This is a genomic window from Streptomyces sp. MZ04 (assembly GCF_004684775.1).
Lineage (GTDB): Bacteria > Actinomycetota > Actinomycetes > Streptomycetales > Streptomycetaceae > Streptomyces.
The window spans coordinates 1-26,770 of record NZ_SRIC01000023.1 but is presented as its reverse complement, the minus strand read 5'-3'; the positions used below and the strand labels follow the sequence as shown (position 1 = coordinate 26,770).

General features: G+C 67.2%; 21 protein-coding genes and 5 pseudogenes. 11 read left to right on the top strand and 15 right to left on the bottom strand.

Going from position 1 to position 26,770, the window contains the following annotated elements:
- Nucleotides 1-155: 155 nt before the first annotated feature.
- Complete coding sequence (murJ, locus tag E2651_RS08165; RefSeq protein ID WP_135330359.1) at nucleotides 156-1,832, bottom strand: murein biosynthesis integral membrane protein MurJ; 1,677 nt, start codon at nucleotides 1,830-1,832, stop codon at nucleotides 156-158.
- 366 nt (nucleotides 1,833-2,198) lie between these two features.
- On the opposite strand from murJ, the gene E2651_RS08160 reads away from it, so the two are divergent.
- The 6 genes and pseudogenes from E2651_RS08160 to E2651_RS08135 form a co-directional block, all read left to right on the top strand.
- Nucleotides 2,199-3,224: a hypothetical protein gene (locus E2651_RS08160; RefSeq protein WP_135330358.1), complete on the top strand. Its 1,026-nt coding sequence runs from the start codon at nucleotides 2,199-2,201 to the stop codon at nucleotides 3,222-3,224.
- 180 nt (nucleotides 3,225-3,404) lie between these two features.
- A pseudogene (locus E2651_RS08155) lies at nucleotides 3,405-5,639 on the top strand (DNA polymerase III subunit alpha); the annotation flags it as partial.
- A gap of 2 nt (nucleotides 5,640-5,641) precedes the next feature.
- Complete coding sequence (locus E2651_RS08150; RefSeq protein WP_135330357.1) at nucleotides 5,642-6,211, top strand: hypothetical protein; 570 nt, start codon at nucleotides 5,642-5,644, stop codon at nucleotides 6,209-6,211.
- 360 nt (nucleotides 6,212-6,571) lie between these two features.
- Nucleotides 6,572-6,961, top strand: a complete 390-nt coding sequence (locus tag E2651_RS08145) for a hypothetical protein (protein WP_135330356.1) — start codon at nucleotides 6,572-6,574, stop codon at nucleotides 6,959-6,961.
- A 784-nt stretch (nucleotides 6,962-7,745) separates the two neighbouring features.
- Nucleotides 7,746-8,048 carry a hypothetical protein gene (locus E2651_RS08140; RefSeq protein WP_135330355.1) on the top strand — a complete coding sequence of 101 codons (303 nt, stop codon included), beginning with the start codon at nucleotides 7,746-7,748 and terminating at the stop codon, nucleotides 8,046-8,048.
- A 106-nt stretch (nucleotides 8,049-8,154) separates the two neighbouring features.
- A pseudogene (locus E2651_RS08135) lies at nucleotides 8,155-9,123 on the top strand (IS701 family transposase); the annotation flags it as partial.
- Nucleotides 9,124-9,203: 80 nt separating this feature from the next.
- Here E2651_RS08135 and E2651_RS08130 read toward each other — a convergent pair.
- Complete coding sequence (locus E2651_RS08130; RefSeq protein ID WP_135330353.1) at nucleotides 9,204-9,932, bottom strand: SDR family oxidoreductase; 729 nt, start codon at nucleotides 9,930-9,932, stop codon at nucleotides 9,204-9,206.
- Between the two features lie 75 nt (nucleotides 9,933-10,007).
- Here E2651_RS08130 and E2651_RS08125 point away from each other — a divergent pair, with 75 nt between their 5' ends.
- Nucleotides 10,008-10,385: a MerR family DNA-binding transcriptional regulator gene (locus tag E2651_RS08125; RefSeq protein WP_135330352.1), complete on the top strand. Its 378-nt coding sequence runs from the start codon at nucleotides 10,008-10,010 to the stop codon at nucleotides 10,383-10,385.
- A gap of 44 nt (nucleotides 10,386-10,429) precedes the next feature.
- Here E2651_RS08125 and E2651_RS08120 read toward each other — a convergent pair whose 3' ends face one another.
- Together E2651_RS08120 and E2651_RS08115 are read right to left on the bottom strand one after the other, a co-directional pair.
- On the bottom strand, nucleotides 10,430-11,041 hold the full coding sequence (locus E2651_RS08120) for a hypothetical protein (protein ID WP_135330351.1): 612 nt from the start codon (nucleotides 11,039-11,041) through the stop codon (nucleotides 10,430-10,432).
- 80 nt (nucleotides 11,042-11,121) lie between these two features.
- Nucleotides 11,122-11,784, bottom strand: coding sequence for a hypothetical protein (locus tag E2651_RS08115; RefSeq protein WP_135330350.1), 663 nt, complete (start codon nucleotides 11,782-11,784; stop codon nucleotides 11,122-11,124).
- Nucleotides 11,785-11,958: 174 nt separating this feature from the next.
- Here E2651_RS08115 and E2651_RS08110 point away from each other — a divergent pair.
- A pseudogene (locus E2651_RS08110) lies at nucleotides 11,959-13,467 on the top strand (ISL3 family transposase); the annotation flags it as partial.
- Nucleotides 13,468-13,490: 23 nt separating this feature from the next.
- Here the strand turns inward: E2651_RS08110 and E2651_RS46095 are convergent.
- The 7 genes from E2651_RS46095 to E2651_RS43835 form a co-directional block, all read right to left on the bottom strand.
- Complete coding sequence (locus E2651_RS46095; RefSeq protein ID WP_348541612.1) at nucleotides 13,491-14,570, bottom strand: site-specific integrase; 1,080 nt, start codon at nucleotides 14,568-14,570, stop codon at nucleotides 13,491-13,493.
- Nucleotides 14,571-14,983: 413 nt separating this feature from the next.
- Complete coding sequence (locus tag E2651_RS08100; protein WP_167828735.1) at nucleotides 14,984-16,252, bottom strand: MFS transporter; 1,269 nt, start codon at nucleotides 16,250-16,252, stop codon at nucleotides 14,984-14,986.
- Complete coding sequence (locus E2651_RS08095; RefSeq protein ID WP_167828734.1) at nucleotides 16,249-17,373, bottom strand: crosslink repair DNA glycosylase YcaQ family protein; 1,125 nt, start codon at nucleotides 17,371-17,373, stop codon at nucleotides 16,249-16,251. The genes E2651_RS08100 and E2651_RS08095 overlap by 4 nt, the downstream gene beginning before the upstream one ends.
- Complete coding sequence (locus E2651_RS08090; RefSeq protein ID WP_135330345.1) at nucleotides 17,366-18,058, bottom strand: hypothetical protein; 693 nt, start codon at nucleotides 18,056-18,058, stop codon at nucleotides 17,366-17,368. The genes E2651_RS08095 and E2651_RS08090 overlap by 8 nt, the downstream gene beginning before the upstream one ends.
- A gap of 85 nt (nucleotides 18,059-18,143) precedes the next feature.
- Nucleotides 18,144-19,226 (bottom strand): YncE family protein, encoded by a 1,083-nt coding sequence (locus E2651_RS08085; protein WP_209446092.1) that lies wholly within the window; start codon nucleotides 19,224-19,226, stop codon nucleotides 18,144-18,146.
- Between the two features lie 434 nt (nucleotides 19,227-19,660).
- Nucleotides 19,661-20,428, bottom strand: coding sequence for a 3'-5' exonuclease (locus tag E2651_RS08080; protein WP_135330343.1), 768 nt, complete (start codon nucleotides 20,426-20,428; stop codon nucleotides 19,661-19,663).
- A 110-nt stretch (nucleotides 20,429-20,538) separates the two neighbouring features.
- On the bottom strand, nucleotides 20,539-20,679 hold the full coding sequence (locus tag E2651_RS43835; RefSeq protein ID WP_167828733.1) for a hypothetical protein: 141 nt from the start codon (nucleotides 20,677-20,679) through the stop codon (nucleotides 20,539-20,541).
- A gap of 178 nt (nucleotides 20,680-20,857) precedes the next feature.
- Between E2651_RS43835 and E2651_RS08075 the strand changes: the two genes are divergently transcribed.
- Nucleotides 20,858-21,172 (top strand): hypothetical protein, encoded by a 315-nt coding sequence (locus E2651_RS08075; protein ID WP_135330342.1) that lies wholly within the window; start codon nucleotides 20,858-20,860, stop codon nucleotides 21,170-21,172.
- 210 nt (nucleotides 21,173-21,382) lie between these two features.
- Here E2651_RS08075 and E2651_RS45130 read toward each other — a convergent pair.
- Nucleotides 21,383-21,496 (bottom strand): annotated as a pseudogene (locus E2651_RS45130) (glyoxalase); the annotation flags it as partial.
- Between the two features lie 264 nt (nucleotides 21,497-21,760).
- Nucleotides 21,761-22,588: a hypothetical protein gene (locus E2651_RS08065; RefSeq protein ID WP_135330341.1), complete on the bottom strand. Its 828-nt coding sequence runs from the start codon at nucleotides 22,586-22,588 to the stop codon at nucleotides 21,761-21,763.
- A 246-nt stretch (nucleotides 22,589-22,834) separates the two neighbouring features.
- Between E2651_RS08065 and E2651_RS45920 the strand changes: the two genes are divergently transcribed.
- Complete coding sequence (locus E2651_RS45920; protein ID WP_280922775.1) at nucleotides 22,835-22,963, top strand: hypothetical protein; 129 nt, start codon at nucleotides 22,835-22,837, stop codon at nucleotides 22,961-22,963.
- A gap of 238 nt (nucleotides 22,964-23,201) precedes the next feature.
- Here the strand turns inward: E2651_RS45920 and E2651_RS08060 are convergent.
- Nucleotides 23,202-23,516 (bottom strand): annotated as a pseudogene (locus E2651_RS08060) (VOC family protein); the annotation flags it as partial.
- The gene (locus E2651_RS08055) at nucleotides 23,513-24,766 is read right to left on the bottom strand and encodes an IS256 family transposase (protein WP_135330340.1); all 1,254 of its coding nucleotides are present in this window, start codon (nucleotides 24,764-24,766) and stop codon (nucleotides 23,513-23,515) included. The pseudogene E2651_RS08060 and the gene E2651_RS08055, both read right to left, overlap by 4 nt.
- A gap of 579 nt (nucleotides 24,767-25,345) precedes the next feature.
- On the opposite strand from E2651_RS08055, the gene E2651_RS08050 reads away from it, so the two are divergent.
- Entirely contained in the window at nucleotides 25,346-26,767 is a 1,422-nt protein-coding gene (locus E2651_RS08050; RefSeq protein WP_135330339.1) for a hypothetical protein, read from the top strand.
- The last annotated feature ends 3 nt before the right edge of the window (nucleotides 26,768-26,770 follow it).

Genomic DNA, 26,770 nt, shown 5'->3' with positions numbered 1-26,770 from the left:
CCGGAGGCGGTCGCAAGACCGCTGGTGACCGGGCTGTGCTCAAAGACAGTTGGCCATTTTGCTCAGAGATAGTTGGCCACTGCGGCCTCGACGTCGCCTCGGAGCTGCGTGGAGGCGTGCTTCTTGAGGTGGATCCAGGTGGGTGGCTGCCTGAGTCACCCCAGCCCCGGCAGGCTGCGCAGCTCCGTGATCCGCAGGAGTCGCGCAAGGAACAGGAACAGCAGGACCATCGCGATTCCGCCCGCGGCGAGCGAGAGCGCGGGCGCCAAAGAGACTGACGTCAGGCTCTGGCTGCAGGAGCGGGCGATGAGCCACCCGGCAGCCCCGGCGACGGTGGCGGCTGCGGTCAGCTTTGTGTAGGTGCGACAGATGCGCCGGCCGTCGAGGAGCCCCTCCGTGCGCCGCCGCAGACGCAAGGCGGTCAGCAGCAGGCCGATCGCGTAGGACAAGGCGTAGGCGGCAGCCATCCCCGTGACCGCCCAGCGCGGGGGCAACAGGAGGTGGCAGGTTGTGGCGAGAGCGATGTTGATGCCGCTGATCGCCACCGCCATCCGGAACGGCGTGCGGGTGTCCTCGAAGGCGTAGAAGCCGCGCAGCAGGAGGTACTGGGCGGAGAACGGGATCAGTCCGAGGCCGAAGGCTTGCAGCATGTGGCCCAGGGGGACGGTGGCTGCCGTGTCGGCGGCGCCGTGGGCGAACAGCAGCTGAGCGATCTGCGGGCCGAAGGCGAGGAAGAAGAAGGCGGCAGGGACGATGATCACGCCGCTGATCCGCAGCGCGCGGGACAGGTCGGCGCGCAGGTCGTCGACGCGCTGCTCCGTCACTGCCCGGCTCATGCGCGGGAGCAGGGCTGTCACGAGGGAGACAGTGACGATCGACTGGGGCAGCATCCAGATCTGCTGGGCGTAGCTGTAGGCGGTGTAGCCGACGCCGTCGTGAGGCAGAGCGGCGTCGGCGGAGGAGGCCAGGCGGGTGACCACTGTGCTCGCCACGAGGTTGGCCAGCACGAACAGCAGGGTCCAGCGAGCCGCGTTCACGCTCTTGCGCAGGCCGGTGCCGCGCCAGTCGAAGCGCGGCCGGAACCGGAAGCCGGCCGCGCGAGCGTAGGGGATCAAGGCGAGTGCCTGGAGGGCGAGAGCGAGTGTGGTCCCGATCCCGAGCAGCCTGACCTGGGTGTCGGTGACGTCCGAGACCTGTTCGGGGGCGGTCATCAGGCCTAGGTAGAGACCGAACATGGAGATCAGGACGAGGTTGTTGAGGACCGGGGTCCACATCATCGCGCCGAACCGGTTCCGGGCATTGAGGACTTGGCCGAAGATGCTGAACACGCCGTAGAAGAAGATCTGCGGGAGCAGGAAGCGGGCGAAGGTCACGGTCAGCTCGAACGCGTCGTGCGTGGCGGCTGTGTCGCGCTGGTAGACGCTGATGATCTCAGGGGCCGCCCACGTGGCCAGCGCGGTCCCCGCGCCGAGGACGCACAGCACCAGGGTGACCAGGCGTTGTTCAAAGGCGGCGCCGCCGTCGGCGTCCTCTGCGCGGGCCCGTACGAGTTGGGGGACCAGGACAGAGTTCAGTGCGCCGCCGATCAGCAGGAAGTACAGACTGGTCGGCACCGTGTTGGCCTGGTTGTAGGTGGTGGCCAACAGCCCGGTGCCGAGCGCGGCCGCCTGCAGCACCTGCCGTATCAGTCCGGTGGCACGCGAGACCACTGTTCCCGCCGCCATCAGCGCAGACGAACGCAACAGTCCGCCCCCGCCTTTCGCCTTCTTCGGGGCAGCGTGCCTCCGTCTGGTGGACCGCTCTAACCGCTCGGGCGACGTCTCCTCGATCATGGGCACAATCTACGATCCAGACCCCGCCTGGCTGGAGGGGCCTCGGGCTTCAGGGCGCCTTTGTGGCCAACTAACGCTGCGACTGGCCAACTATCGCTGCGAGTCACAATCAAGTGCGAAGTTTGCGTATTACCCGTTCGAACACTTGCGCTATTCATGGTCTAGGGTGGATAAGCAAGACAGGAGACGGATCGGGCAGGGGGTGCGCGAGGACAGGGAGGTACACGCGGCGATCGTGGACCTGCTCGCGGGCCATCTGCCGGGAACGGACCGGCGGTAGCGCTCTCCCGGGTGACGCCCGTGCCGGAACTCTTCGTGGGGCGGCCACGAGGGCCGTTGTCAGAGGCGATTGGCAAGATCGCGGCCATGAATGTCACTCCTGTCACTCCGCCACGGCCGATCGACGTTGCCGCGGTCTTTCCCCAACTGGCTCCGCTGGCCCGCACGGCGACCCGCCTGCACCCCCGCCCTGGGGCGCCGACGTGGCACGACAGCTCGATCGGCGGGCCGCTGCTGTGGCCCGCTGAGGAGCCGTGGCCGCACTGCGAGGAACCGCATGTGGTGGATGGCATCAACCCAGCCCAGTCCCCGGCGGATCTGCGGCTGGAACGACAGATCTTCGCCGCCTCGCACGGCCGGGACCTGACTCCGGAGGAACGGGAGACTCTCGAGCGGATCCGACCCCCTCGGGCGTATCCGGTGAGGCTGGCGGTCCAGGCGTACGACGGCCCCATAGCGATGCTGCCCGTCGCGCAGCTGTACGTAAGGGATGTGCCCGATCTGAGCCCGCCGGAGGGCAAGGACCTGCTGCAGGTTCTGTGGTGCCCCTTCGATCATCCGATCATGCCCAGGACCCTGCTCTTCTGGCGTTCGGCAGGCGCCGTCACCGACATTCTCGACACGCCCCCCGAGCCGCCCGCAGTGCAGTTCGACGGCTATCTACCGGAACCGTGCGTGCTCGAACCGGAGCAGATCACCGAGTACCCCGACCATCTGGAGCTGAGCGAAGAACTGCGGGAGCAGCTCAAGCAGTGGAGTGTGCCGCAGGCAGCAGAGGAAGACATGGACCCGGACACGTACTACGACTGTGTGCTGTCCAACGCACCCGGCTGGAAGGTCGGCGGCTGGCCCGCTTGGAACTCCACCGACCCCAGCTCGCAGCCCTGCTCCGAGTGCGGCACCGGCATGGAGGTCCTGATGACCGTCGCCACGTTCGAGGAAGGGGACGACGCCGGGAACAGCTGGTCTCCGCACCCCCACCCAGGTGCTGGACCGTACCCCGGCCACCGCGGCTACAACGCGACCGGTGTCCAGATAGGCAGCGGCTACCGGCAGCACCTGTTCGTCTGCCCGGCGGAGCCCGAGCACCCGCACATCGAGTTGATGACGTAGCCCGTCCGCAGTGTGCAGCCGGGGCGTCACGGTGCGGGCATGCCGTGACGCCGGGTGGCCGCGAGGCTCAGGGTGCCTACCTGCGGCCCGACATCCGAGAAGGAAGCAGGCCATCCCTGACACGACCGCGACACATCGCCCCAGGTTGAGCGCGTCCCGGTGAGCTCGCCGGTCGGTAAAGAGCGGTTCCTCTCGGAGCGGCGTACGTCGCTGCCCGACATCGACGTCGATGTGGAGTCCGCGCGCCGCCTGGAGGTCTACGACCGCATCTTCACGCGGTTCGGGAGCGAGCGGGTCGCCGTCACCGGCATGCCCGAGACCTACAGGGCCAGACACGCGCTGCGCGATACCGGACTCGCGCTCGGCATCGACCCGCAGACCATCGACATGATCGCCAAGAGCTTCCCGCACATCCGCGCCTGCGACATCCGCTCCGCGCTCGCCGAGCTCCCCGAGCTGCGCCAGCTCGCGGCACGGCAGGAGGAGTTCGGGCCGCTGTTCGAGCTCGCCGAAGGGCTGGACGCCCTCGTGCGCGGCTACGCCATGCACCCGTGCGGCGTGATCCTCTCCAACGCGTCGCTGCTGGACCGGCTGCCGGTGCAGCCCACCCCCGGCGGCAACTACCCGATGGTCCAAGCGGACAAGGAAGACGTGGAGGACCTCGGCCTCCTCAAGCTTGATGTGCTCGGTGTGCGGATGCAGTCGGCGATGGCCCACGCGGTCGCCGAGATCCACCGCACCACCGGACAGCTCCTCGACCTCGACAACCCCGACCACGTCCCCCTCGACGACGAAGCGACGTTCAAGATGATCCGCCGCTCGGACACGCTGGGCTGCTTCCAGATCGAGTCGCCGGGACAGAAGGATCTCGTGGGCCGGCTCCAGCCGCGGCACATGGCCGATGTCATAGCCGACATCAGCCTCTTCCGCCCCGGCCCGGTCAAGGGCGGGATGCCCGCGCGCTTTATCCAGGCCAGGCACGGCGCGGCACCCCACTACCCGCACCCAGACCTCGAACCGATCTTGGATGACACGATGGGCGTCGTGATCTGGCACGAGCAGATCATCGCCATCCTCACGACCATGACCGGCTGCGACCGCGCCGCCGGCGACGTCGCCCGCCGCACCCTGGCCAACCCCGAACGCCTCCCCCGCGTCGAGACCTGGTTCAAGACCGCGGCCACGGAGCGCGGCTACAGCACGCCGGTCGTCCACGAAGTCTGGGACGTCATCAAGGAGTTCGGGGCGTACGGGTTCTGCCGCGCCCACGCCGTCGCCTTCGCCATCCCGGCGGTGCAGTCCGCATGGCTCAAGGCGCATCACCCCGCCGCCCTGTATGCAGGGCTGCTGGAGCACGATCCGGGGATGTGGCCGATGCGGGTGATCGTCGCCGACGCCCGCCGCCACGACGTACCCGTCCTGCCCGTCGACATCTCCCACTCACAGCCCCAGCACCGCGTCGAAGCCACCGAGCCCGGGTGGGGAGTGCGGCTCGCGCTGTCCACGGTCAAGGGCATGAGCGAGGCCGAGGCCGCGCGCATCGCCGCCCACCAGCCCTACGCCTCACTGCAGGACTACTGGCAGCGGGCCAGACCCTCCATGCCGATCGCCGAGCGCCTCATCCAGATCGGCGCCCTGGACGCAGTGAAGGGCGAGCTGACGCGGCGGGATCTGCTGCTGCAGGCCACCGAACTGCACCGGCACACCCGCAACCGCACCACCGCCGACGGCCAACTCGCCCTCGGCGGCGACCTCGTGACGGCCAAGCCCAGCGGCCTGCAGGAACTCTCCAGCCGCGAGCGGATGAGCGCCGAACTCGAGGTCCTCTCGATCGACGTCTCGGCACATCTGATGGAGCACCACCACCGGCTGCTCCGCGAGATCGGCGCCACCGACGCCGCCCACCTCCAGCACCTGCACCCCGGCCAGAAAATCCTCGTCGCCGGCGTACGTGCCTCCACCCAGACCCCACCCATCCCCTCCGGCAAACGCGTCATCTTCGTCACCCTGGAAGACGGCTTCGGACTCGTCGACCTCGCCTTCTTCGAGGACTCCCACGAAGCCTGCGCCCACACCATCTTCCACTCCGGACTGCTGCTGGTACGTGGCACGGTGGAGGCACGCGGCCCGCGCCGCACCGTCGTCGGCGAAATGGTCTGGGACCTCGAAGCCGTCGCCGCCACCCGCCGCGACCACGGCCCCCAAGCCGCCCTCGACCTCCTCGGCCACACCACCACCGCACCCACACCCGCCCAACCCACCACACCCGCGGCCGCCGAGGGGAGCCCGGGGCGGGTACTGCAGGACGGCACCGCCGGATCCCAACTGGCCGCCTGGGCCGACCTCCAGCCCGCCGGCAGCCGCTCCGCCGACCTACGCCGCCTCGGACACCGCTCCCCCGGATCGGCGGGATGACCATGACCAGCAACCCGGCCCGACGGCCAAGCACGACACGGTGCATCACCCGGGTCCACTTCCACCTACCCCACGACGGGCAGAGCGGACTGTTCGAGCAGCTGCTCTCGCTGATGGAGGGGATCACGCCTCGGCTGAGGGCGCTGCCGCCCGACGGCATCGACCTCGACCTCACCGGCGCACTGGGCTACTTCCGGCGCGACGCCGCGGGCCTGGCCCAACTCGTCAGGCTGCGGGCGCTGGCCCTGTACGGCGCCGCCAGCACCGCGGCGGTGGCTCCGAACGCCCTGCTCTCGGCGATGGCCGCGGCGGCCACCCCGCGCGGCCAGATCACCGTCATCGACGACGAGCCCTACGCGATCGCTGCGTTCCTGCGGCCCCAGCCCATCACTGCGCTCTACGGCGTGGGACCGGCAACCGCCCGCCAATTGGCCCGGGTTGGCTTGACCACGATCGGTGAACTCGCCGACGCGCCGCTGCTCACCGTGCAGCGCATCCACGGTGCGCAGAACGGCCGCACCCTGCACGAACGTGCCCACGGCATCGACAACCCAGACACTCACGGAACTTGATCAAGCCCTGCACGGCCATCCCGCAAGACCATCGGCGCCATGCGCGCGAACCGACGCTTTATTCGGAACTTCACAGGGGTTCCCCCTTTGATAGTGGATGATCGCTCCGCGCAGGCTCCCGTCCTGAGGGCGTCGATGACCAGTTCGGTGCGCATATGGGTCGGCGATCTACCAGCCCACCAGCCGCTTGGAGTGCAGGTCCAGCAGCGTCACCGGATAAGGGAACTGACCGTCGCCGACGGGGAGATACGGGATGTCCCCCACGTACTTCCCGCACCGGCGCATCACCCACACCACTACCTGCGGTTCACAGCACCAACGCCAACTCGCGCCGTTCTCAACCAGGTTGACAAAAACCGAGTGGCATGGTTGCGCGAAGTTGCGGAACCGGCCATATGGCTCATCCTGGAAATAACACACGACCACCGCGCCAGCATGGCGTATCGCCGCCGCAGTGGCACACCAAATCACAACAAGAAAAATTTTGGAACATCAGCTTGCGTAGGCGGGACATGGTTGCTGCCCAAGGTCAGCACCCGCGACGCTAAGACGACCCCGCTGCTGCCGCCCGAGGAAGGATTCGGCGATGACCCACCCCTTACCGCCCCCACATCGCTGGCGTTCTGGGGACGAGGCGTCGGCGGAAGCTGGCAGGTGACAATCCCGCAACAGCAGTTCGACACAGGACTGAACCTGAACGGACTCACCCGGATCCAAGTGTGGATCGGATACCAGTTTCTCCACGGTTGACCGACCGCGGCACGATCGGCGAGATGACCGGTGGGCGACTGCCTGGAGGTCTCGACGGCGATCGATGGGCCGGACGCTACGCGCCAACACGGGCATGGGTTTCTACCAGCTGAGAAACGCGAGATTGGAGATGCGCAATGACAGAGATCGACGCGGCTGTAGTGGACTCGAACGCGTCCAGCGCTACGATCCAGGCAACGATATTCAACAAATCAAGTCGCACTATCGCCACGGGCGGCACAGTGCGACTTACGGCAGCTCCCTTTGGGACCGGAAATTTCGCTGATGGGACTTTCGGCTCGATCGCGCCAGGGGGACAAGAGACGCAGCTTATCAATTGGGATTTGGAGCAAGACGATACGGGACATACCCCATATCCGACGGCCGCCCACTATTTCCTTTCAGCGGAAGGGGGCGGGGCCTGCTCAGGCGGAACCGGTGAAAATCCAGAAGGAATCGCAGGAGTCCGATTCTCCATATTTGACTCTGACTGGTCATAACTGCGCCGATCCTGGATAGAGGGGCACTGGCTCCCCGAAACAGGCGAATAACGTTCACCCACTCGCCAGAGCCGATGTGTCCTTCAGCATAGCGTCATCAGGCGGACGTCAAATTGTGAAGAGGGGAGTGCCTCTAGATGCCACAGGTCGGTTAGTCGGCACCCGCAGCACTATGATCATGGTTGGCGATAAGCACCTAATCCCCTGGCTTCCCGTACTGTGGAGTTCCCGAGACGGTGGGCCTGGGGTAAATGGCGGTCCCGTCCGGAGTTAGCGAGGAGATCATGTCTACTTCGTCATTTCAAATGTCGAGCTTCACTCCTGTTGATGGTAAGATTGTCAATCAAAGCTCGACCTCTGTATCGTTCTCATTCTCTAGCGCATACGTAACACATATCAGCGTCGACATATGGTCTGAGGACGACCAAGGCGCAACCTACGCTGATAGGCAAGAAACGGATACGAACGGTACCGATGATGTGGGCTTGTCGTTTGCCGTGCCCGCCGCCGTTGACCTGCACTACAAGATTACGATCAGTGGCGACCCCGGCTCCAATAATATTGTCTACGTCCGCATCGAATGGTGACTCGTTAGCATTCCGTGTGCCATCCCAGCCCCGCCAGGGCTTGATCAAGTTCCGTGAGTGTCTGGGTTGTTGGTGATGCCCAGGATGGCGAGTGCTCGTTCGGGTTCGCGGCGAAACCGTCGGGGTGCAGCGCCAGTACACCGGCACCGCTGGGCGGATCGAGAACTCCCAGGTCGCGGTCTATCTTGTCCATGCCACGCCGCGTGGACACGCCACCGTTGACCGCGAGTTGTACCTGCCCAGGGCATGGACCGATGATCCCGAACGGTGCCGCAGGGCGGGCCTGGACCCCGACGGGGTGCGTTTCGCCACCAAGACGCAGCTCGCCGCCGCGATGCTTGAGAGGTTCTGGGCCGGCGGTCACACGGCCGGCTGGGTCACCGGCGACGGGGTCTACGGTGGCAACCCTTCCCTGCTGTCGGCGATCGCCACGCACGCGACGGGATACGTCATGGCCGTCTCCTGCCGCACCCAAGTACGCACCACTGGCGGCAAGTTCCGTGTCGACGTGCCGATGCGCAAGGTGCCCCGACGCGGCTGGCAGCAGCTGTCCGCGGGCGCCGGCGCAAAAGGCCCGCGCCGATACGACTGGGCCGCCGTCGACCTGATCCCCACCCACTCGGCGGGCACCTGCCAGCTACTGATCCGCCGCAACCGCACCACCGGCGAGGTGGCCTACTACCGCTGTTTCAGCCCACGGCCAGTAGCGCTGCCCGCCCTGGTCCGCGTCGCCGGAACCCGCTGGCGGATCGAGGAGACCTTCCAGGCCGGCAAGGGCCTCGCCGGCCTGGATGAGCACCAGGTCCGCCGCCACACCTCCTGGCTGCGCTGGGTGACCCTCGCGATGCTCGCCCACGCCTTCCTGGCCGTCATCCGCGCCGGCGAGCACTACGAACACCCCGCCCCCACCGTGCTCATCGCCCTCACCTGCAACGAAATACAGCGACTACTCGCCCTGCCCGCCGCAGCCCCGAACGGCCAACGCGACCATCGCCTGCACTGGTCCCTATGGCGTCGTCGACACCAAGCCCGCGCCCGCGACTGCCACTACCGCCGACGCGAGGCCACAACATGAAGATCCACAACTGCGGATGGAGTGTTAGTTGACTGAGTTCAGAAGCAACCGACCGAAGTCAGTGCGGCCCGAGGGGCCCCTCATGCCGCCGTTAGCGCCGCCAGGGCGCGGTCCATCGCGGCGTTGAACTCTTCCGGCGTCAGCGGCAGGCGGGACTTGACGTCCCGACTCCACTGGTCGGCGAGGACCTCGGCGGAGCCCGCCTCGACACCGTCGAGCGCCGCGTCGGCCAGGTCCGACGGAGCGATCTTGTCCACGGGCCAGCCCGCCGCCATGTCGGTGTCGGCCAGACCGAGGTGCACCGCTGTCACGAGCGTGCCCTGCTCGGAGAGTTCCAGGCGGACGCCGTTGGTCATGGCCCAGGCGGCGGCCTTGGTCAAGTGGTAGGCATTGGCGCCCTTGACCCCGAACCATGACATGGCGGAGAGGACGTTGACGATCGCGCCCCCGCCGTTCCTGGCGAGCGCCGGCGCGAACTCCCGGATCATTCCCAGGTGGCCAAACATGTTGGTCTCCAGCTCGTGCCGTACCGCGTCCAGCGAACCGGTCACCAGGTCGGTCCCCGTCTGGATCCCCGCGTTGTTGATGAGCAGCGAGACGTCCGGGGCGGCCTCGGCTGCGGCCCTCACGGATGCGGGATCGGCGATGTCGAGGGGCAGCACGTCGACCCCGGGCAAGTCCATGCTCTCGGGCCGGCGGGCCGTCGCGTAGACCTTGCGGGCGCCCCGTTCGAGCAGGCGCTGGGCGAAGGCGCGGCCCAGGCCGCGGTTGGCTCCGGTGACAAGGGCAACTGAGTTGTTGATGTCCATGCCCGGTACGCTAAAACCTGACGTTGGCGTCAGGGGCAAGTGCTGGTCATCAGGGCCGGGGGGAGAGGAATCACCATGACCGTCACAGAGGCCGCGGCCGAGCGGCTGATCCGCATCGGCGAGGTGGCGCGGGGCGCCGGCGTCTCGGTACGCGCCGTGCGCTACTACGAGCAGCAGGGGCTGCTCATCGCGGAGCGCAGCCCATCCGGCCAGCGCCTCTACCGGCAGGATGCCGTCCCCCTGGTCCGTTTCTTCCAACAGATGTTTGCCGCTGGCCTGACCAGCCGAAGGATCACGGATCTCCTTCCGTGCTGGGACTCCGGGCACACCGACGCCGAGCAACGAGCCATGCTGCGCGCCGAGCGGGACCGCATCCAGGCCAAGATCGACGACATGCAGGCTGCCCTGGACCGCCTCGACGAGGTCATCGCGATCACGGACACGCACCCATAGGCGCGGTCGGTCGGACGTCGCACCAGCGATCTACGGCTGGAGTACTAGAAGATCCGGCCCGGCGCCCCGACCTCGATGACATCGCCCTGAACGCTGCGAGCATGCCGCAGGTACTCCCTGGTCTGGAACAGCTCCAAAAGCCGCGAATAAGGATCAAAGAGCGATTCCTCACGCCCCTCAAGGGGAATCCGGATCATCCACTTCTGCTCCCGGAACGCGAACGTGAGGTCAGCGCGCCGCTCCTGACACACCGCGACGTTCAGCAACCGCAGCGGACCGCAGGTGAAGGAAGCCACAGAGCGGATGAGATAGGCCAGGTGAGCCCAGCCCGGGGAGCAGGAAAGAGGGGCCCAGCCGAACAGGTTGTCCTCGAACCGCTCGCCCTCGCCGAGGGCCGTCTCCAGGAAAGGAATCCGGGCATCCGGCCGTCCCTGCGTGAAGGTGACGCTGAGGCCCGTCATGTCGATCGCGCTCAGTTGCAGACCGCACGCCCCCTGCCGGGCGATGATGCAGGCGACGGTGACCAGGAAGTCACCGGCGCGTTCCTCCTCGGCGCTCGGCGCCTCATCCCATTCGTCCTCCTTCGGCTCAGGCGGCGTGTAGGAGCCGGAATAGATCACTTCTCCCCGCCCCCGGCTGCGCGGCCCTTTCGTCATATGTCATCCCTCCTTCTCGAATGCCCTCAGCCCCGCCGCAGGAGCGGCGGGGCTGAGGGGCTGCGTGCAGATGCCTTCTGCTACTTCATGAGCTTGTAGGAGCCCCGGTAGTCCAAGTCGGCTGCTGCGGCCTTGTTTGCCTTGACAGTCTTGGTGAGCGGCTTGTAGGAGCCGACGAGCGACTCACCGTTGACCTTCTGCGCGGTGGCCGCACGGCCGCCCTTTTTGTTGAGCTTGACCAGGGACTTCGTCACCCAGTTCGGGGCACGCTCCGGGCCGATGATGTGCTCGGTGACGACGCCGAACTTGTACTTCGAGCCACCCTTGTGCTCCTCGTTGACGGTGGCGGTCACCTTGTACTGCTTGACGAGGCGGCACACCCCCCTGCTGCACTTGTACTTACCGGCGTAAGCGGTGAGGGAGTACGACGCCTTGCTCTTGGGGACCTTCTTGCGGTTCGGCGACTTCGTCAGCGCCTGGACGGCGGAGTACTTGGTGATGTTGTGCTTGTTCTTGATCTTCGTCCAGCCGAAGCCAGCGTCTTTGCTCTTGTTGTAGTAGCCGAGCCGCAGGGGCATGTTGCCGGGGCCGGAGTAGGACAGGTTCTTGAGGATCTTGTACTTGGGGGCGGCCTGGACCTGCACGTCCTGGACCTGCTGTGAGCCCGCCGCGTAGGCGGGGGCCGCGCCTCCTAAGAGTGCCAGACCGGCGACGCCGAGAACAGTTTTCTGGATGACCTTCATGGATGCTCCTTTGAAGGGATGAACGGCGACCGTATGTCATCAACTCCCGGTGATCTATTGTCATTTCGGGAGGGGTCGGGGTGGCCTCATTGATTTCAAAAAGAGGATCAGGCAAGATTTTCGTGAGGACGATCACCGGGATTCCGGCTTCGTGACGTAGCGTCATCTGGGACCGTGGTGTCGTGCGACGAGCTCGTCGGTGTGCTGTTCCCGTACCTCAGCTCAGTGCTGGTGGAGCGGGTGTCCCTCGCAGGCGAGACGGTCCACATCAGGGCCAGAACCCGGGATCACAGCGTGTCCTGCCCGGACTGTGCTACGGCGTCCCGCAGGGTGCACAGCACCTACGAACGCCGCCTGGCCGACGGCCCCGTCGGTGGTCAGCCGGTACTGATCCGGCTCACCGTGCGCCGTTTGTACTGTGAGAACGCTCAGTGCCCGCGTCGTACCTTCGTCGAACAGGTCGACGGCCTGACGGTCCGATACGGCAGACGAACCCTCGTGTGGTGCCGTGGGCTGGAGGCGGTGGCGGTCGCTCTGGCCGGGGCCCGTTTCGCGGTGGTCCTGCACAGCCTCGTCAGCCGCACGACGCTGCTGCGGCTGCTGATGGCCTTGCCCGACCCCGCCTGGACACCGCCAAGGGTGCTCGGCGTCGACGACTTCGCCACCCGCCGCGGCCAGCACTACGGCACGGTGCTCATCAACTGCGAGACCGGCCAGCCGCTTGACCTGCTGCCCGGCCGGGACGTCGAGACCCTGGCCTCGTGGCTGCGCGAACATCCCGGCCCTGAGATCATCTGCCGGGACCGGGCCGGCGGCTACGCCTACGCCGACGGCGCCCGCACCGGGGCGCCCCAGGCCGTTCAGGTCGCCGATCCCTTCCACCTCTGGCAGAACCTCGCGACCGCGGTGGAACGCTGGCGCCGGCACAACGCCTGCCTGAACCCACCCGACGCCGACGAGAACGGCATCGTGCACATCTCCTTCGCCGACGAGCAGGACACGACGAAGGAGATGTCGCCCATCGAGGCCGCTATCCGCGAGCGCCACCGGGTCGTCCATGCTCTCCTCGACCAGGGACACGGCATCCGCGAGATCGCCCGGGAACTGCACATGGGCGGCAACACTGTCCGCCGGGTCGCCCGCGCCGAGATCCCCGAACAACTGCTGACCGGACGCCACCAGCCTCGCCGCACCCAGATCGACCCCTACAAGCCCTACGTGGACAAACGATGGGCGGAAGGCTGCACGAACGCCGTCCGTCTGCACACCGAGCTCAAAGAACTGGGCTACCAGGGCACTTACCGGATCCTCAGCCACTACCTGCGGCCGAGGCGCCGACGCCGCATCCGCACTGTCGCCCCGGCACCACCGGGTGTCCGCCAGGTCACCACCTGGATGATGCGCCACCCCGACCGCCTGCGCGACGACGAACGCCTCCAGCTCGGCGAGATCCTCGCCCGCTGCCCGGAACTCACCGCCGCCGACCAGCTCGTCCGAGCCTTCGCTCAGATCCTCACCATCCGCTCCGGCCAACACCTCAAAGACTGGATCACCGCCGCCCGCGCCGAGGACCTGCCCGGACTCCACACCTTCGCGCACGGACTCGAGAAGGACTGGGACGCCGTGATCCAGGGCCTGACCACCCACTGGAACTCCGGCCCCGTCGAGGGCCGCGTCAACCACATCATTCTGTGGAATCAGAATTGTCAAGCTTGCTGTGGTTTGCCCTGGCGGACGTCGAGGATCGGCAAGAGGGTGGCGTTCGTTGGAACGTCGAGTTGTCGGGGTGTCGGTCCGGCCGGGGTGGGGGTGTCGGCAAGTCTGTCGAGGAGGCGGTCGAGCGCGCTCTGGCCGTCGGTGACGGCAGCTTGCTCATCTTCCGTGAGCGGGATCGAGACGGCCATCTTCTGCAAGTTGCCCTTGGCTTCCAGCAGTTGGGCCCTGCTGGAGTCCTTGGGGGTGTAGAAGTCGCAGCGTGCGCAGGCCATGCGGTGCTGGCACTGCTCGAAGAAGGTGTAGGTGCAGTAGCCGTGTCCGAGGTCGTAGTGCTGCCAGGGTTTGCCGGTCGCGGCGGCGCCGGAGGCGACTGCGTCGCGGTCGACGAGGACCTCGATGGTGCGGACGTTCCGCTCGAAGTAGCCCGCTTCGGAGTACGCCTTGGACAGAGTGTTCGGGGTGATCTTCGCGTAGTACTGGGTGGATTGCGGTGATCGGTGTCCGAGCCAGGCTTGCAGCTCGAACAGCGTCATCGGTTCCTTGGCGTTGTAGAGCTGGCTGGCGATGGTGGAGCGGGCTCGGTGGCTGGTGATGTTCCCGCGGACGTCGGCGTCCGGGACTCCGGCCTTGCGGCAGAGCATCGGGATGATCGTGTTGTTGATGTAGCTGGTGGAGACGCGGCGGGCGCGAACGGCGAACAGCAGCTCGACGTTCTCGCCGGTGCGGCGGTCGGTGAACTTCGGCTGGTCCGGGCGGACGGCCTGCCAGGCGTCGATGGCCTGGCCGAGGATCGGGTCGACCGGCTTGGTGAAGGCGATGCCGGTCTTGTGGGTCGGAACGTCGAGGAGGCAGACCGCGTCGCGGGCCAGTACCTGCTGCGAGTCGCCCGCGATCGAGTTCCCGTCGTGCTGCCAGCGGATACAGCCCAGCCTCAACCGGGATATCTCGTTGCTGCGTTGACCGGAGAACAGCCAGGTCAACGTGACCGCGCGGACCAGCTCGAAGGGGTAGAAGTGGCCGGACCGGGTCTGCGGAAGATCCGCGGGATCGAGGTTGAGGCCGGCCCACAACAGCTTCGCCCAGACCTCGTCGCCGACACCAATTGTGGGGTCTCAAATCCCGCGTCATTTTCTCCGGCGCAGTCTCACACCGATGTCATGTTGCAGGTCAGCGGGTCGCATCGAACACGAGAGCTGAGGAAATGACACGGAAGCTGAGACAGCCGGCGGATGACGCGACGTGAGACGCCAGACGGAATCGCAGGTCACGGCGCGGCCGTATGACACGGAGCCTGAGAACCTGCAAACCTATGGCGGGCCCGGACGTCGGGCATGCCGAACGCCTACCGTCGCCCAGGGGCAGGAAGGCGATGTGCCTCGCCGCGGCTCCACCGATCAGCGCGGCCCCTTGATGGAGGGCCGCTATGTTCCGTCCCCGCTGCCACCTTCTGGCCCGGCGGGACCTCTGATTGTTCCTACCCGCCCTATGGCGCCTCACTGGAGAGCTTCCCCGCCTGTGGCGGGACGCCTGCTGTGTCAGATTCAGTGTCGGAGCTGGACTTGTTCGGCAGCCGATGAGCGATCAATGTCGCGACACCTGCGATAGCCGCGAGTGTGATGGCCACGAGGCGCGGGCCGGTGAGGGCCAGGAGCTGACCGCCAAGCATGGAGCCGGCGCCGGATCCCAGGTTGTAGCCGGAGCCGAGCCAGGCGTTGGCTTCTGCGTGGCGGGTGGTGTCGATGCGTTCGTCGACGAGCAGGTAGGCGATGACGAAGATCGGTGTCATGGGCAGGCCGACGAAGAAGACAGCCGCGATGGTGAGGGGGGACGAGGACAGCGCGGCCAGCAGCAGGGCGCCGACGGCCAGCGCCGCGGTGGCGATCGCGTAGCGCTGCCGTAGGGATGCGGTCCACTTCCTGCGCCCGTACAGCAGCCCGCCGACGGCGCCGCCGAGGGAGAAGGCGGCGAAGGCGTAGCCGGAGGAGATGACGTTGGCGTAGTCCTCTGTGGCTGCCGGGATGATGACGTTGAGGCCGCCGCCGCATAGGCCAAGGGCGATGACGGGCACGGTGATGCCCTGGCCGTCCCGGGTCCTCATGAGCGAGCGGCGCCGCACCGTGGCCCCGGCCTGATCGCCGGATTCAGTGGAGTCGTCGGCAGCGATAGGAAGGGTGCGTAGGACGGCGGTGAGCCCGAGGGCCGCGGGCAGGAGGAGGAAGGCCCCCACCGCGGTGACCCAGCGGGAGTCGGTTAGGACCATGGCTGCGGAGCCGATCAACGGCGTGGTCACGAAGGTGAGTTCTTCGACGATCGAGTCCAGTGTGTGGATGCTCTGCAGGTGTTGCTTGTCCGGCATGAGCCGGGACCAGATGGCCCGCAGGCTCGGGGTCAGGGGCGGGAACAGGGCACCGGCAGCGGCTGTGATCACGAGAGGTATCTGCCAGAGGCGGTAGCCGGTCACCGTGGCTGCGACGACGAACAGCACGACGCTTGCCAGTGCCATGAGGACGACGCCTCTGGGGCCGTGGTCGGTGCACCATCGGGCTCGGGCGGGGCCGGGCACAGCAATGGCCAGGAGCAGGGCGCCGGAGGCCAGGCCGGCGATGCCGATCCCGTAGTGCTGGGTGAAGGAGATCAGCACTACGAAGGGGACGAGGCCGGCGGGCAGGCGGCTGAGCACACCGAGGGCAATGACACCCTTGACCTTGGGCACCGAGAGCGTGGCGCGGTAGCTGATGGTCGTGTCGCTCACGGGGTGACTCCGGCGGACTGCGGGGACGAGGTGAGGGTGGGGACGCTCGTGGCGCCGGCCCACTGGCAGATGACGGCCAGGGCGCATTCGAGGTGTTCGGGGTCCTGGCCGTCGATGAGCTGGTGGCCTTCGATGTGGGCGCTGCCCTTGCTGACGCGGACCGCGATCCTCCCCACGAGGCTGGTGCCGAGGAGGACGGGCATGCCGAAGTAGCCGCACTCGCGCTTGGCCGCGGGCTTGTATGCCTCCAGCAGGTACTCGACGCCGAACAGGCGCCGCATGCGCGGGCGGTGCCAGATCAGCGAATCGAAGGGCGAGAGCGGGGTGCAGGCGTCGCTGTCCGGGCGGGGCAGCTCAAGGTCTGTGCGATGGGCCCAGGCGGGCTCCTCCCAGCCTTCGACCCGCGCGGGCTCGGCCTCTTCGAGCTCGGGCAGGATGGCGGCGACGTTCTTGGGCGACAGGCGGAAGTAGTCGGCGATGTCATCGGCGGTCGCGACACCGAGCGCCTGGAGGGCCAACTGGGCCAGGGAGCGCAGGCACTCCGCGTCGCCGGGCTCGGCGGTCAGCAGGTCGCGGGGAATCACGGACTCGGCCAGCTGGTAGACGCGTTGCCAGCCACGACGGTTTACGCAGGTGACTTCGCCGGTGGCCAGCAGCCACTCCAGGGCCCACTTGTTGTCCGAGGACCTCTCCCAGCCGTTGCCCTTGGCGCCGCCCACATCGCTGATGGTGAGCGCACCCTGGTCGGCCAGAGCGGCCCGTACCTGCTCGACCGCGGCGGAGGAGACCTCCGGGCCATTCCATCCCTTGGCGGCATATGTGCGGCGCCGGAAGGCGAACAGCGGCCACAGGCGGATCGGCAGCAGAGAGGCCGCATGCCCCCAGTACTCGAACAGCACCGGTGTGGCCTTCTTGTCGATCAGCTGTGCGGCATCGGATACCGGAACGCCGCGGGCGAGTTGGACGAGTTCATGGGAGCGGCGCACCACGTTGATGGTGTCCAGCTGGATGCAGTCCAGTCGGTGCAGGACCTCTTCGGCGCCCGTCGGTGTGGGGGCTCGGTGAAGGCCCTGGGCCGCCACGGCGAGGGACCGTGCTTCGGGCAGGGAGAGCTCAATCAAGGGCGGGTTCCGCCTCCGCTGCGTCGTCGAACAGGCCCTTGGCCTGGAGAGAGTCCGCATGCAGGAGCACGATGCGGGCAATCGGCTGGCCGCGGTGGATGCTCACGCGGGCGGTGGGACGGACCGCGATGCTCAGGCCGTGCTCGGTGGCCATGCGGGCGGCAATCGAACTGCTCAGGATGCCGACGGGCACCTCCAGCCCTGCGGTGTTCTCCAGCGGGAGGACGAGGAGGAAGTAGCCGCGGGGCACGTCCGCCGTCCACCCCATGCGCCACTCGACACTGCCGACGCCGTTGACCAGGAACATATTCTCCCAGCCGCGCGGGGTGCTGAACTGATGCAGGTGCAGCCAGCTGGTTTTCTCCACCGCCAGGTGGGTCTTCTCCCGCTGCCACAGCTCGGTGCGGTTGGCCGCCCGCCCTGCGGCCTCCGGCTCGCTGATCCCATCGAGTTCGATCTGGTCCAGGGGTGTGAAGTCGACGTCCACGGGACTGTGCACCCGCCAGCCCAGTTCCTGCCCCATGACCCAGGGTGCGCAGTGCTCCGGGCGCCTCTCGGCGCGCACAAAACGGAAGTTCTCCCGGTACACCGCCGCATCACTGCGGCTGCGCTGCCGGTCGACCTGGTACTTGCTCGGCAGCAGCGCCCACGGCTGGAGCTGACGGAACGGGATTTCGACGGGCAAAGCAGCTGCACCTTCCTTCGCGGCAGGCCCCCGCACGCAATCGCGTGCGGGGGCCGAACTTCCAGACGTGACCGATGAACCGGGGTTAGCCGGCGGCCTTGGCGCCCTCGCTGAGCTGGGCCGCGGCCTGGTTCAGCTTGGTGCCGTCGTAGGAGATCTCGGCCGCGTCGAAGACCGAGACACTGCACGGCCCGTAGCCGACCTTGATCTCGTCGTACTGGACCTGCCCGCCTTCCTCGGCCGACATCGACAGGTCGACTCCGTCGAGGTGGACCACGGTCAGAGTGTGCGGGCTGAACTTGAATTCGACCTGGTCGTCGTCGGGCACGGTGCGCGCGGAGATGCCGCAGTAGACCGTGCCGTCGTTGTCGTCTACCGCGATGCCGCGCGGGCCGGGGCCGACCGGAATGTTGCGGGTCGCCTTGAGCTCGTCGGTGTCGACGACCGCGATCACGGAGTTGCGCTCCAGGGTGAGCAGCGCGTACCGGTTGTCGGTGGTGAAGGCCACCGCCCGGCCGCCATCCGCCAGGACCGGGACCCGGGCGATGACGGTGTCGGTCTCCAGGTCGATGACGGGCATCTCCGCGATCGCGTTGCACGCGACGTAGGCACGCTTACCGGTGCGGTCGATGTTGAGGCTGTAGGGGAAGGAGTCCTCCCCGATGTGGATGCGGGCCACCTCGCGGATGGTCTCCGGGCGTCCCTCGTCCACCAGGCCGCTCAGGTCGAGCTTGGCTATGTAGCCAGAGCCCCAGATGCACACGTACGCGTGGCGGCCGTCCTTGCTGATGGCCATGTGGCGCGGGTCTCGGGCGACAGCGACTTGAGTGAGCTCGGTGCGGGATTCCAGGTCAACCACGGATACCGTGTTCGAGCCGGAGTTCGACACCAGCAGGTACCGCTCGCCCGGCACGATGCCCAGGCCACGCGGGCCCGAGCCGACCGTGATCCGAGCGACCTCTCGGCGGGTCAGGGCATCCAGCTCGGAGACAGTGTTGGTGCTGGTGTTGGACACGAAACCGCGTCCGTCGCGGGTGAACTTCACACTCCCGCGCGGCGCGTTGCCGACGGAGATCTCCTTCCGAACCTCATGCGCCGAGGGTCCGTCCTTACGGATGACGGTGATTTGCCCGGAGTCGGTGTCGGTCGAGTAAATCTCAACGGTCACGCTGGTCTCCAACTGTTGACTTCCACCACTGGCCATGGCGGCTGAGATTGCCCAAGTGACGCTACGTTTCATCTCGAACACGAGTCCATGCCAACCCTGAGGCCTGACTGAATCCCGTCGTATTGACACAACGTCTAGCGGCAGAGTGAGCGAAGGCATACACGGCGACTGAGTGCGATACAGGCTGCACACCCCGGGCCCGTGACGGCGTACAAGCTCCCGAAAGTACTGACCCGCAATGCATCCGGCCCACAGCTGATGGGGCATCAAGTGGTCACGTACTGGCTTGAATTGATCACGGAGACAAGTCGGGCAGGTACCGTTGGCCTGGTTATCAGTTGTATGCGGTGACGCGGCCAGAGACCGCGCCGCCGCATACAACGGGTGACCGGCCAACGGACACCCCCCGGCCTCGATCACGGCGTCCTCCCGGTTCAGCACATGAGGTGCATGGTGGTCAGCAGGCGTCGGCAGTTGGCGACAGCGTCGTAGGTGCCGCCAAGGGGCTGGTAGCGGTAGGCGCGGTGGCGGGCGGACCACTGGCCCTTCCAGGCCGCGTAGGGGGCCATGGCGTCCTCCCAGGTGCATTGGCGCAGCCAGGCTTCCGCGCGGGCGGGGTCCTGGTAGTGCCGGTGGGCTTCTCGCTGCAGTACGCCTCGATCAAATCCGGCATTGAAGACGATGCAGCGGCGACCGTCCATGACGCTGGCTAGGTCGGGGATAAGCGTGCTGAAGGTTGGTGCGGTGGAAAGGCGGCGGTCGGTGATGCCGTGGAGAGACCTGGCTTCGGGTGTGATGTCGGCCAGCGGGTTGACGAGTTCGTCGAGGAGGGTGTTGCCCTGCCTGTCGGTGACGCCGATCTGGACGGCCCAGGCCGTGTGGAGCCCGGTGGTCTGGATGTCGAGGGCGAGCAGGTGTGGGTCTCTCAGGATGCCGCGCGCCCACCGGTGGACGCGTTCTCGGTCGGCTGCCCAGCTGGCGGGGCGGCGCAGGGCTCGGACGGCATCGTCGAGGTTGAGGTGGCTCTCGTTCAGGGACTGGACGTGCCAGCGTCCGTCGAGGTCGAACTGGCCGTGGACGGTGCCCAGGTACCGAGTCTCTTCGTAGGCAGCCCAGGACGGCCGGTCGGTGTCGCTGGGGCGTACGAGCTGTACGGATGTGCCGTCTACCAGGTACTCGATCCAGTGATCCCAATCCGTCACGTCATCCGAGTCCACGGTGCCCCGTACCGCCTTCCTCTTTGTGCTGCGTCGCTGCGGGGAGGCTGTCCAGCGGCGCGGTCGTACGGCTGGGCTTCGCGTTCCATCGTGGCTCAGCCCTCATCGAGGGCGCGGACCGGCAGGAACCACAGCCACTTGCCGGCTTTCGCGAAGTCGTTGAAAGCGGCCGGGGCCGAGAAGTCGACCTCGGGAGCCATGGCCCACTCACCGGCACTCAGAGGTCGCTCGCTCATGTTGTTTCATCCCGTGAGACACACCCTGGCGCTCAGGGGCTATTCCGTGTCAACGACCGCGCGACGGGCCTGTGGCCGCCGACGGCCCGCCCCGTCGCGACCATCGAGGTGACCAACATCCCGCATGAAACGCCCTGTCTCGCGTTAGCGCGAGAAGCAGCCGGGGCAGCACGGACTCATGACTCAGCCACCAGGCACTCCAGGGACGCTCCGGCAGACAGAAAGTCACGGTCGGCTCTGGGAGTACTTCCTCCGCGAAGACGCCATGATCATGAAGAGAGGCAATCTGTTCCTCGTCGCGCAGTCACTTCAACTCGTCGCCTACACCGCGATCGTGTCCACGGGACACGAAGCGGAGCAGCAAGCCGACAGCAACGTTCTGACCGCCCGTGTCATCGCGGCTTTTGGGATAGCTCTCGCCACCATATGGCTCTACGTAGGTCACCGGCAGATCCGGTACACAAATGCGCTTGTGGCCACGGTTCTAACGTGACCACTGACCACTCGCGCACCACAGCCGGATGCGATCACCTAGTCGGCCTGCTCCTTCGCCGATGTGAGTGGTTTGGTACGGGCGGCCTTGTAGCCGGTGATGACCCCCGGGTCGTCAGAGGCGTCGCCCGGGCCGACGAAGCCGAGATCACCGGTCGCGCACACGTCGCGGGCGCGCGAGTAATCGTCAAGACCTGTGGATCGGTTGATCTCAGCTTCGATGTGATGGGTTGATCGCGACGAGCTCGACCTCGAAGCCGTCGTCGTTCTCCAGATAGGCGGCATAGTGCTGCGCGCCGCCGGCGTGCGGATGCCGATCGGGGAAGGGTGCAGATCTTCTGAGGGTGCCATGCGACCGGGCTGACCTGCACTGTCACGTCGGTGTGCGCGACGGCCCCTGCCGCCCAGTCGGAAGTCCGCGCTGGTCTGCGAAGCCCGTACCCGCGACTCGACTGATCCGGCGCGGAGACGCACGCCACGTGGACCTCCGCGATCACCTACCAATGGCAAACCTGCTGGTCACAGGATTTTGATCAACCCTTAGAAGATCTGCACCCAACGGACTTAACGTCCACTCAGGGCAGGCTCTTCACTCGACGCCCTTCAACGAATTGGACCAGTAGTCCGCAACGGGCCGGTCCTCGGTCACGAGGGTGTCGGTGTGCTGTGGATCGCAGGTGATGGCGATCTTTCGGTACATCAGCTTCTTCGTCGCGTTGAGCCGGTGGAAGACGTAGTACTGACTCTTGCCGTCGACATCCTGCTGGCCCGGCACCGGGAAAATCTCCGCCAGCTGGCCGATGCCCGTCAACGACGCCTTCCACCAGTCGGCTACGGGCCTACGCTCGACCACGAGGCGATCGGCGTGGGTCGCGTCGCGGCTGATCGAGATGGTCGAGTAGTACAGCTTGCCCTGCTCGTCGTAGTGGTAGACGTAGTGCTCGCTCTTGCCCTCCACGTTGTGCCGGCGGGGCACCGGCATACTGGCGACCGGGTACTTGATGTTCGCCATCGAGTTCCAGTACGCGGAAACCGAGCGGTCATCGACCATGAGGCTGATGGTGTACGGGTCCTTGTGGAGGGTCGCGATCGTCCGGTACGTCAGTTCCTTCTTTGTCGTGTTGTAACAGATCAGATAGTGCTCGCTCTTGCCGTCCACGCTCTCCCGGCCGGGCACCGGCATCGCCAGCAGCGGTGTGGTGACGCCCTTTAGCCCCGGCGACTGAGACCAGGGCTTGTCCGGGATCACGAGCTTGTCGGTGTGCGCCTCGTCGCTACTGACGGTGATGACTCTGTAGGCTTCCTGATTGTTCTGCCCGTACATCACCGTGTAGCAGGGGGAGGGGGTGCGCACCGTCTCAGGAGGCGCATCCATCTTGACGAGCACGAGCGACTCCCTCTCCTGCTCGTTTGTCAAGCGGATTTGGTAATTAGTCATGGAGATCCTTCCCGGCGACAGGTGACCCACAGCAGGTCGCAGACCAACCTACAGTCGACAAACAAGGCAAATCGGTTCTGCGTACGGGGACACGCAACCGGGCCCTGCCGTGGCGATCCGGCCTTGGGGCTGATTCGTTGACGCCGGTCACCGGCGGCTGTCGTCGGGAGCTAGGGCCTGTCCGCGCCAACTCAGGACCCCACCCCGTGGGAGCTGTTGCGTGCCATGACGCAGCTGCGCGACGACCTCCGCGCCGACCTGGCCACCTTCACTGACCGGCTGACGGGGATGGTGACCAAAATCCAGTACGACGCCGATCGGCGTACGGACGAGCTACGTCTCAGTGGACGTTAAGTCCGTTGGGTGCAGATCTTCTGAGGGTGCCATGCGACCGGGCTGACCTGCACTGTCACGTCGGTGTGCGCGACGGCCCCTGCCGCCCAGTCGGAAGTCCGCGCTGGTCTGCGAAGCCCGTACCCGCGACTCGACTGTTCCGGCGCGGAGACGCACGCCACGTGGACCCCGCGATCACCTACCAATGGCAAACCTGCTGGTCACAGGACTTTGATCAACCCTCAGAAGATCTGTACCCATCGGGGAACAACAGATGCCAGCCGTGCCGGGCCGCGTCGGTGGCCAGCTGGTCGACCGAGGTGTCGTCTTCGACGTGAAAGGCCAGGTGGTTCAGTCCTGGCCGGCAGCGGTCGTGCCGGTCGGCGGTGAGGGCCGGGGACTGCTCCACGACCAGGTAGGTCGGCCCGAGCCGCCAGCTGCGTCCGCTGTTCCAGCTCTGGAAAAGGGTGTGGCCCAGTGCCTCCAGCAGCCAGCCGAGAGAGGCGACCGCGCGGTCGAGGTCCGGCACCCACAACTCGACGTGGTGCAACGTTCCGCTGGCGGGCCGGTTCACGCCGCCACCGCCTCGGGGCGTTCGACGAGGTGGCCGCGTTCGAAGCGCGCGCCGGCCCGGACCAGGGCGACGAGGTGGGGTGCGTTCACGGCCCGCCAGCGTTCCTGGGCGGACTCGATGAGCTTGAAGACCATGGCCAGGGCGGCGGCCCCGCTGCCGGCGCCCTTGGTGACCTTGGTCCGCAGGCGCACAGTGGCGAAGGTCGACTCGATCGGGTTCGTGGTCCGCAGGTGGATCCAGTGCTCGGCGGGGAAGTCGAAGAACGCCAGCAGTTCCTCCTCGTCGTCCGTGATCCGCTTGACGACCTTGGGGTACTTCGCCCCGTACTGCTTGGCGAACGCGGCGACGGCCTTGGCCGCACGCTCCTTGTCCTCGGCGTTGTAGATCTCCTGGATCGCGCGCTTGGCGGCGGGCTGGGCCGACTTCGGCAGCGCGTCGAGGACGTTCGCGGTCTTGTGCACCCAGCACCGCTGGTGGCGGGTCTCGGGGAACACCTCGTTCAACGCGTTCCAGAAGCCGAGCGCCCCGTCGCCGACGGCCAGGACGGGGGCCCGCATGCCCCGGCGGGCACAGTCCCGCAGTAGTGCCGCCCATGCCTCGGACGACTCGCGGTAGCCGTCGGTCATCGCGATCAGTTCCTTGGTGCCGTCGGCCCGCACGCCGACCACGACCAGGACGGCGGCCTTCGCCTCTTCCAGGCGTATGCGCAGGTGAACGCCATCGGCCCAGACGTAGACGTAGTCCGTGGCGGACAGATCGCGGTCCATGAACGACTTGTGGTCGGCCTGCCACTGCGCGGTCAGCCGCGTGATCGTCGCGGGTGAGAGGCCGGCAGAGGAGCCGAGGAACTGCTCCAGCGCGGGCACGAAGTCACCAGTTGACAGGCCGTGCAGATACAGCAGCGGCAGCACTTCGCTGATCTTCGGGGATTTACGGGCCCAGGGCGGCAGGATCGCCGAGGAGAACCGCCTGCGCTCGCCGGTGGCCTCGTCGACGCGCTTGTCGTTGACCCGCGGGGCCTTCACCTCGATCGCCCCGGCCGATGTCGTCACCTTCCGCGGCTGGTGGAAGCCGTTGCGCACGACCAGACGGCGGCCGGAATGGTCTCGCTGATCGGCCAACTCGGCTATGTAGGAGTTGACTTCCGCTTCCAGGGCGGCGGCCAGCATCCGCTTCGCGCCCTCGCGGACGATCTCGTCAATCAGGGAGCCGTGTGGCGTCGTTCCGTCTTCGTTGACTACCGTGAGCACGGGCGTGCCTTCCCGACCGACGCAGCGAACGTCGGCCTACTCGATGACCATCACAGGATCATTCGGGAAGGTACGCCCTTCGCGTGCCAACCCGAGGCCGATCCACAGGTCTTGAGCATTGCTCGGGTGATGGTTGGCGGATCACCTCACCGACATCTCCCAGCACCAGAACATCGCCGCAGGTCAGTGCGTTGATCGTCGATCGCGCATCAAGATCCGCCCTCTACCTCGCTCGTCCGCCAACTATGAATCTCGACCGCACGAGTTATGACTGAGCGCCGGGCCTGGCCCCTCTGGCCGACTAGGCGCTCAGATCGCCATCGGTGCCCGGCTGCTGTCGGGAGGATTGCAGGGGGTGGCGACGCGACGAAGTCCACGAAGCCTTCCTCGGCCTCGCCACCCGCCTCATCACCCACCAACACGTCCAACGCCTTTGCTAGGACCCCTAAGGCCACCGGTCGGCGAACGCCGCGCCGGGAGTCTTGAGTTGAGGTCCGCGGGTGGCGGATCGGACCGTCGCGCGATGGTCCGGCCGGGGTGGGCCGTTGCAGTGTCGGTGGGGCCGATACCGTGCGCGGTATGAAGATCGAATCCCTTCTCGACGACCTCCATACGCTGCGCGACCGAGGCGCCTTGGGCACCGTGGACGCGCGGGAGGACCTCGGCGATCCGGGTGCCCTCGGCGGGCTCCGTGACCTTGGTGGTCTCCGTGACCTCGGCGGTCTCCGTGACCTCGGGGATCCGACCAGCGCCGACGGTGACGAGCGGGCCCGGGCCGAGGCCGTCCTCGCGCTCCTCACGGAGCGGGCCGACGACGTGGTGCCCGCGCTGCTGGCCGGCGTCGCCGACGCCCGGTCGACTGCCACGCTCCAGCCCGTCATACGGATCCTGGCCCTGATCGGGCCGCCCGCCTTCGACGCCGTGCTCGCGGCCTGGCGGCGCGGCAACGTGAAGGACTGGGCGGCGGGCCGGCTGCTCGGGTCGTTCGACGAGCGGTGCGCCGACCGGTACGCGGAGCTGGCCACCGATTCCGCTCGCGGCGCGTCGGGCATCGGGTTCGCGGGACTCGTCCGGCTGCGGACGGACTCCGATGCCGGGCTGCGCGCCCTGGTGGAGTGCTACGCGGGCCGCCGCCCCGCCCCGTACAAGGCCGACGACTACGCCCTCCTGACGCACGAGGCGTATCGAGCCAGGTTGCGCGCGCTGCGCCGGGACCCGGCCGCCTCGCCGCGGACCCGGCGGGGCGCGATGGCCGCGCTCGTCGCGGGCGGCGGCGCCGACGGGCTCGACGCCCGCGACCGTGCGGCGATCGAGCGTCTGATCCGGGTGAAGATCGTGGGCGAGACGCCGAGCGCACCGTCGCCCCAGCTCTCCGGCTGGTGGCTGACCGTGCCGGGGGCCTCGTACGAAGGGCTCTTCGACGCCCTGGACCTGCACCACCGGCGACCCATCACATGCGCCACGGGTGTCGAGGCGGCGGGCCGGGACATCCAGGTGCCCGTCCCGGGCGGTGACGGCGCCGTCCAGACCGTGGGCCGCGTCTTTGTCACCCCGGAGCTGGACGGCTGGCGCCTCGTCTTCGGCCCGTACGACCTCCTCATCGGGGAGGGCTGGGAGGACATGGTCGAGACCGTCGAGCGCGTCAGCCGGCACTGCGCCCAGGCGCAGCTCTTCTTCGTCGACGACGCGGGCGGCTCCGACGTGTGGTTCGTTGCCGAGGAGGGCTGCGTGATCCGACAGTACGCCGCCGAGAGCGACCCCGAATGGGAGGGCGACCCGCTCCCCTGGGAGACCCTCGCGGTCGACGACCCCGACTTCGACCCGGAGTGCGACGATGCCCCGCCCAACGCGGGAACCGCCGGTGTGCGCACCGCCTGTGGCCACCTCTCGGTCGACCCGGACATGGTCGGTTCAGGCACCGAAACCCGGGGCCACGGCTGGCTCGCCCTCACCTCCCCGCACGCCGGCCACGGCGCCTTCCCCGGTATCCTCCCCCTCTGAGCC

What these genes read in the sequence shown, in the direction of transcription:
- E2651_RS08120 (WP_135330351.1), bottom strand. Translation starts at nt 11,041, where the DNA reads ATGACGAAAGGGCCGCGCAGCCGGGGGCGGGGAGAAGTGATCTATTCC.
- E2651_RS08050 (WP_135330339.1), top strand. Translation starts at nt 25,346, where the DNA reads ATGAAGATCGAATCCCTTCTCGACGACCTCCATACGCTGCGCGACCGA.
- murJ (WP_135330359.1), bottom strand. Translation starts at nt 1,832, where the DNA reads ATGATCGAGGAGACGTCGCCCGAGCGGTTAGAGCGGTCCACCAGACGG.
- E2651_RS08140 (WP_135330355.1), top strand. Translation starts at nt 7,746, where the DNA reads ATGTCTACTTCGTCATTTCAAATGTCGAGCTTCACTCCTGTTGATGGT.
- E2651_RS08160 (WP_135330358.1), top strand. Translation starts at nt 2,199, where the DNA reads ATGAATGTCACTCCTGTCACTCCGCCACGGCCGATCGACGTTGCCGCG.
- E2651_RS43835 (WP_167828733.1), bottom strand. Translation starts at nt 20,679, where the DNA reads ATGAGCGAGCGACCTCTGAGTGCCGGTGAGTGGGCCATGGCTCCCGAG.
- E2651_RS08150 (WP_135330357.1), top strand. Translation starts at nt 5,642, where the DNA reads ATGACCAGCAACCCGGCCCGACGGCCAAGCACGACACGGTGCATCACC.
- E2651_RS45920 (WP_280922775.1), top strand. Translation starts at nt 22,835, where the DNA reads ATGACGCAGCTGCGCGACGACCTCCGCGCCGACCTGGCCACCTTCACT.
- E2651_RS08125 (WP_135330352.1), top strand. Translation starts at nt 10,008, where the DNA reads ATGACCGTCACAGAGGCCGCGGCCGAGCGGCTGATCCGCATCGGCGAG.
- E2651_RS08130 (WP_135330353.1), bottom strand. Translation starts at nt 9,932, where the DNA reads ATGGACATCAACAACTCAGTTGCCCTTGTCACCGGAGCCAACCGCGGC.
- E2651_RS08075 (WP_135330342.1), top strand. Translation starts at nt 20,858, where the DNA reads ATGACTCAGCCACCAGGCACTCCAGGGACGCTCCGGCAGACAGAAAGT.
- E2651_RS08115 (WP_135330350.1), bottom strand. Translation starts at nt 11,784, where the DNA reads ATGAAGGTCATCCAGAAAACTGTTCTCGGCGTCGCCGGTCTGGCACTC.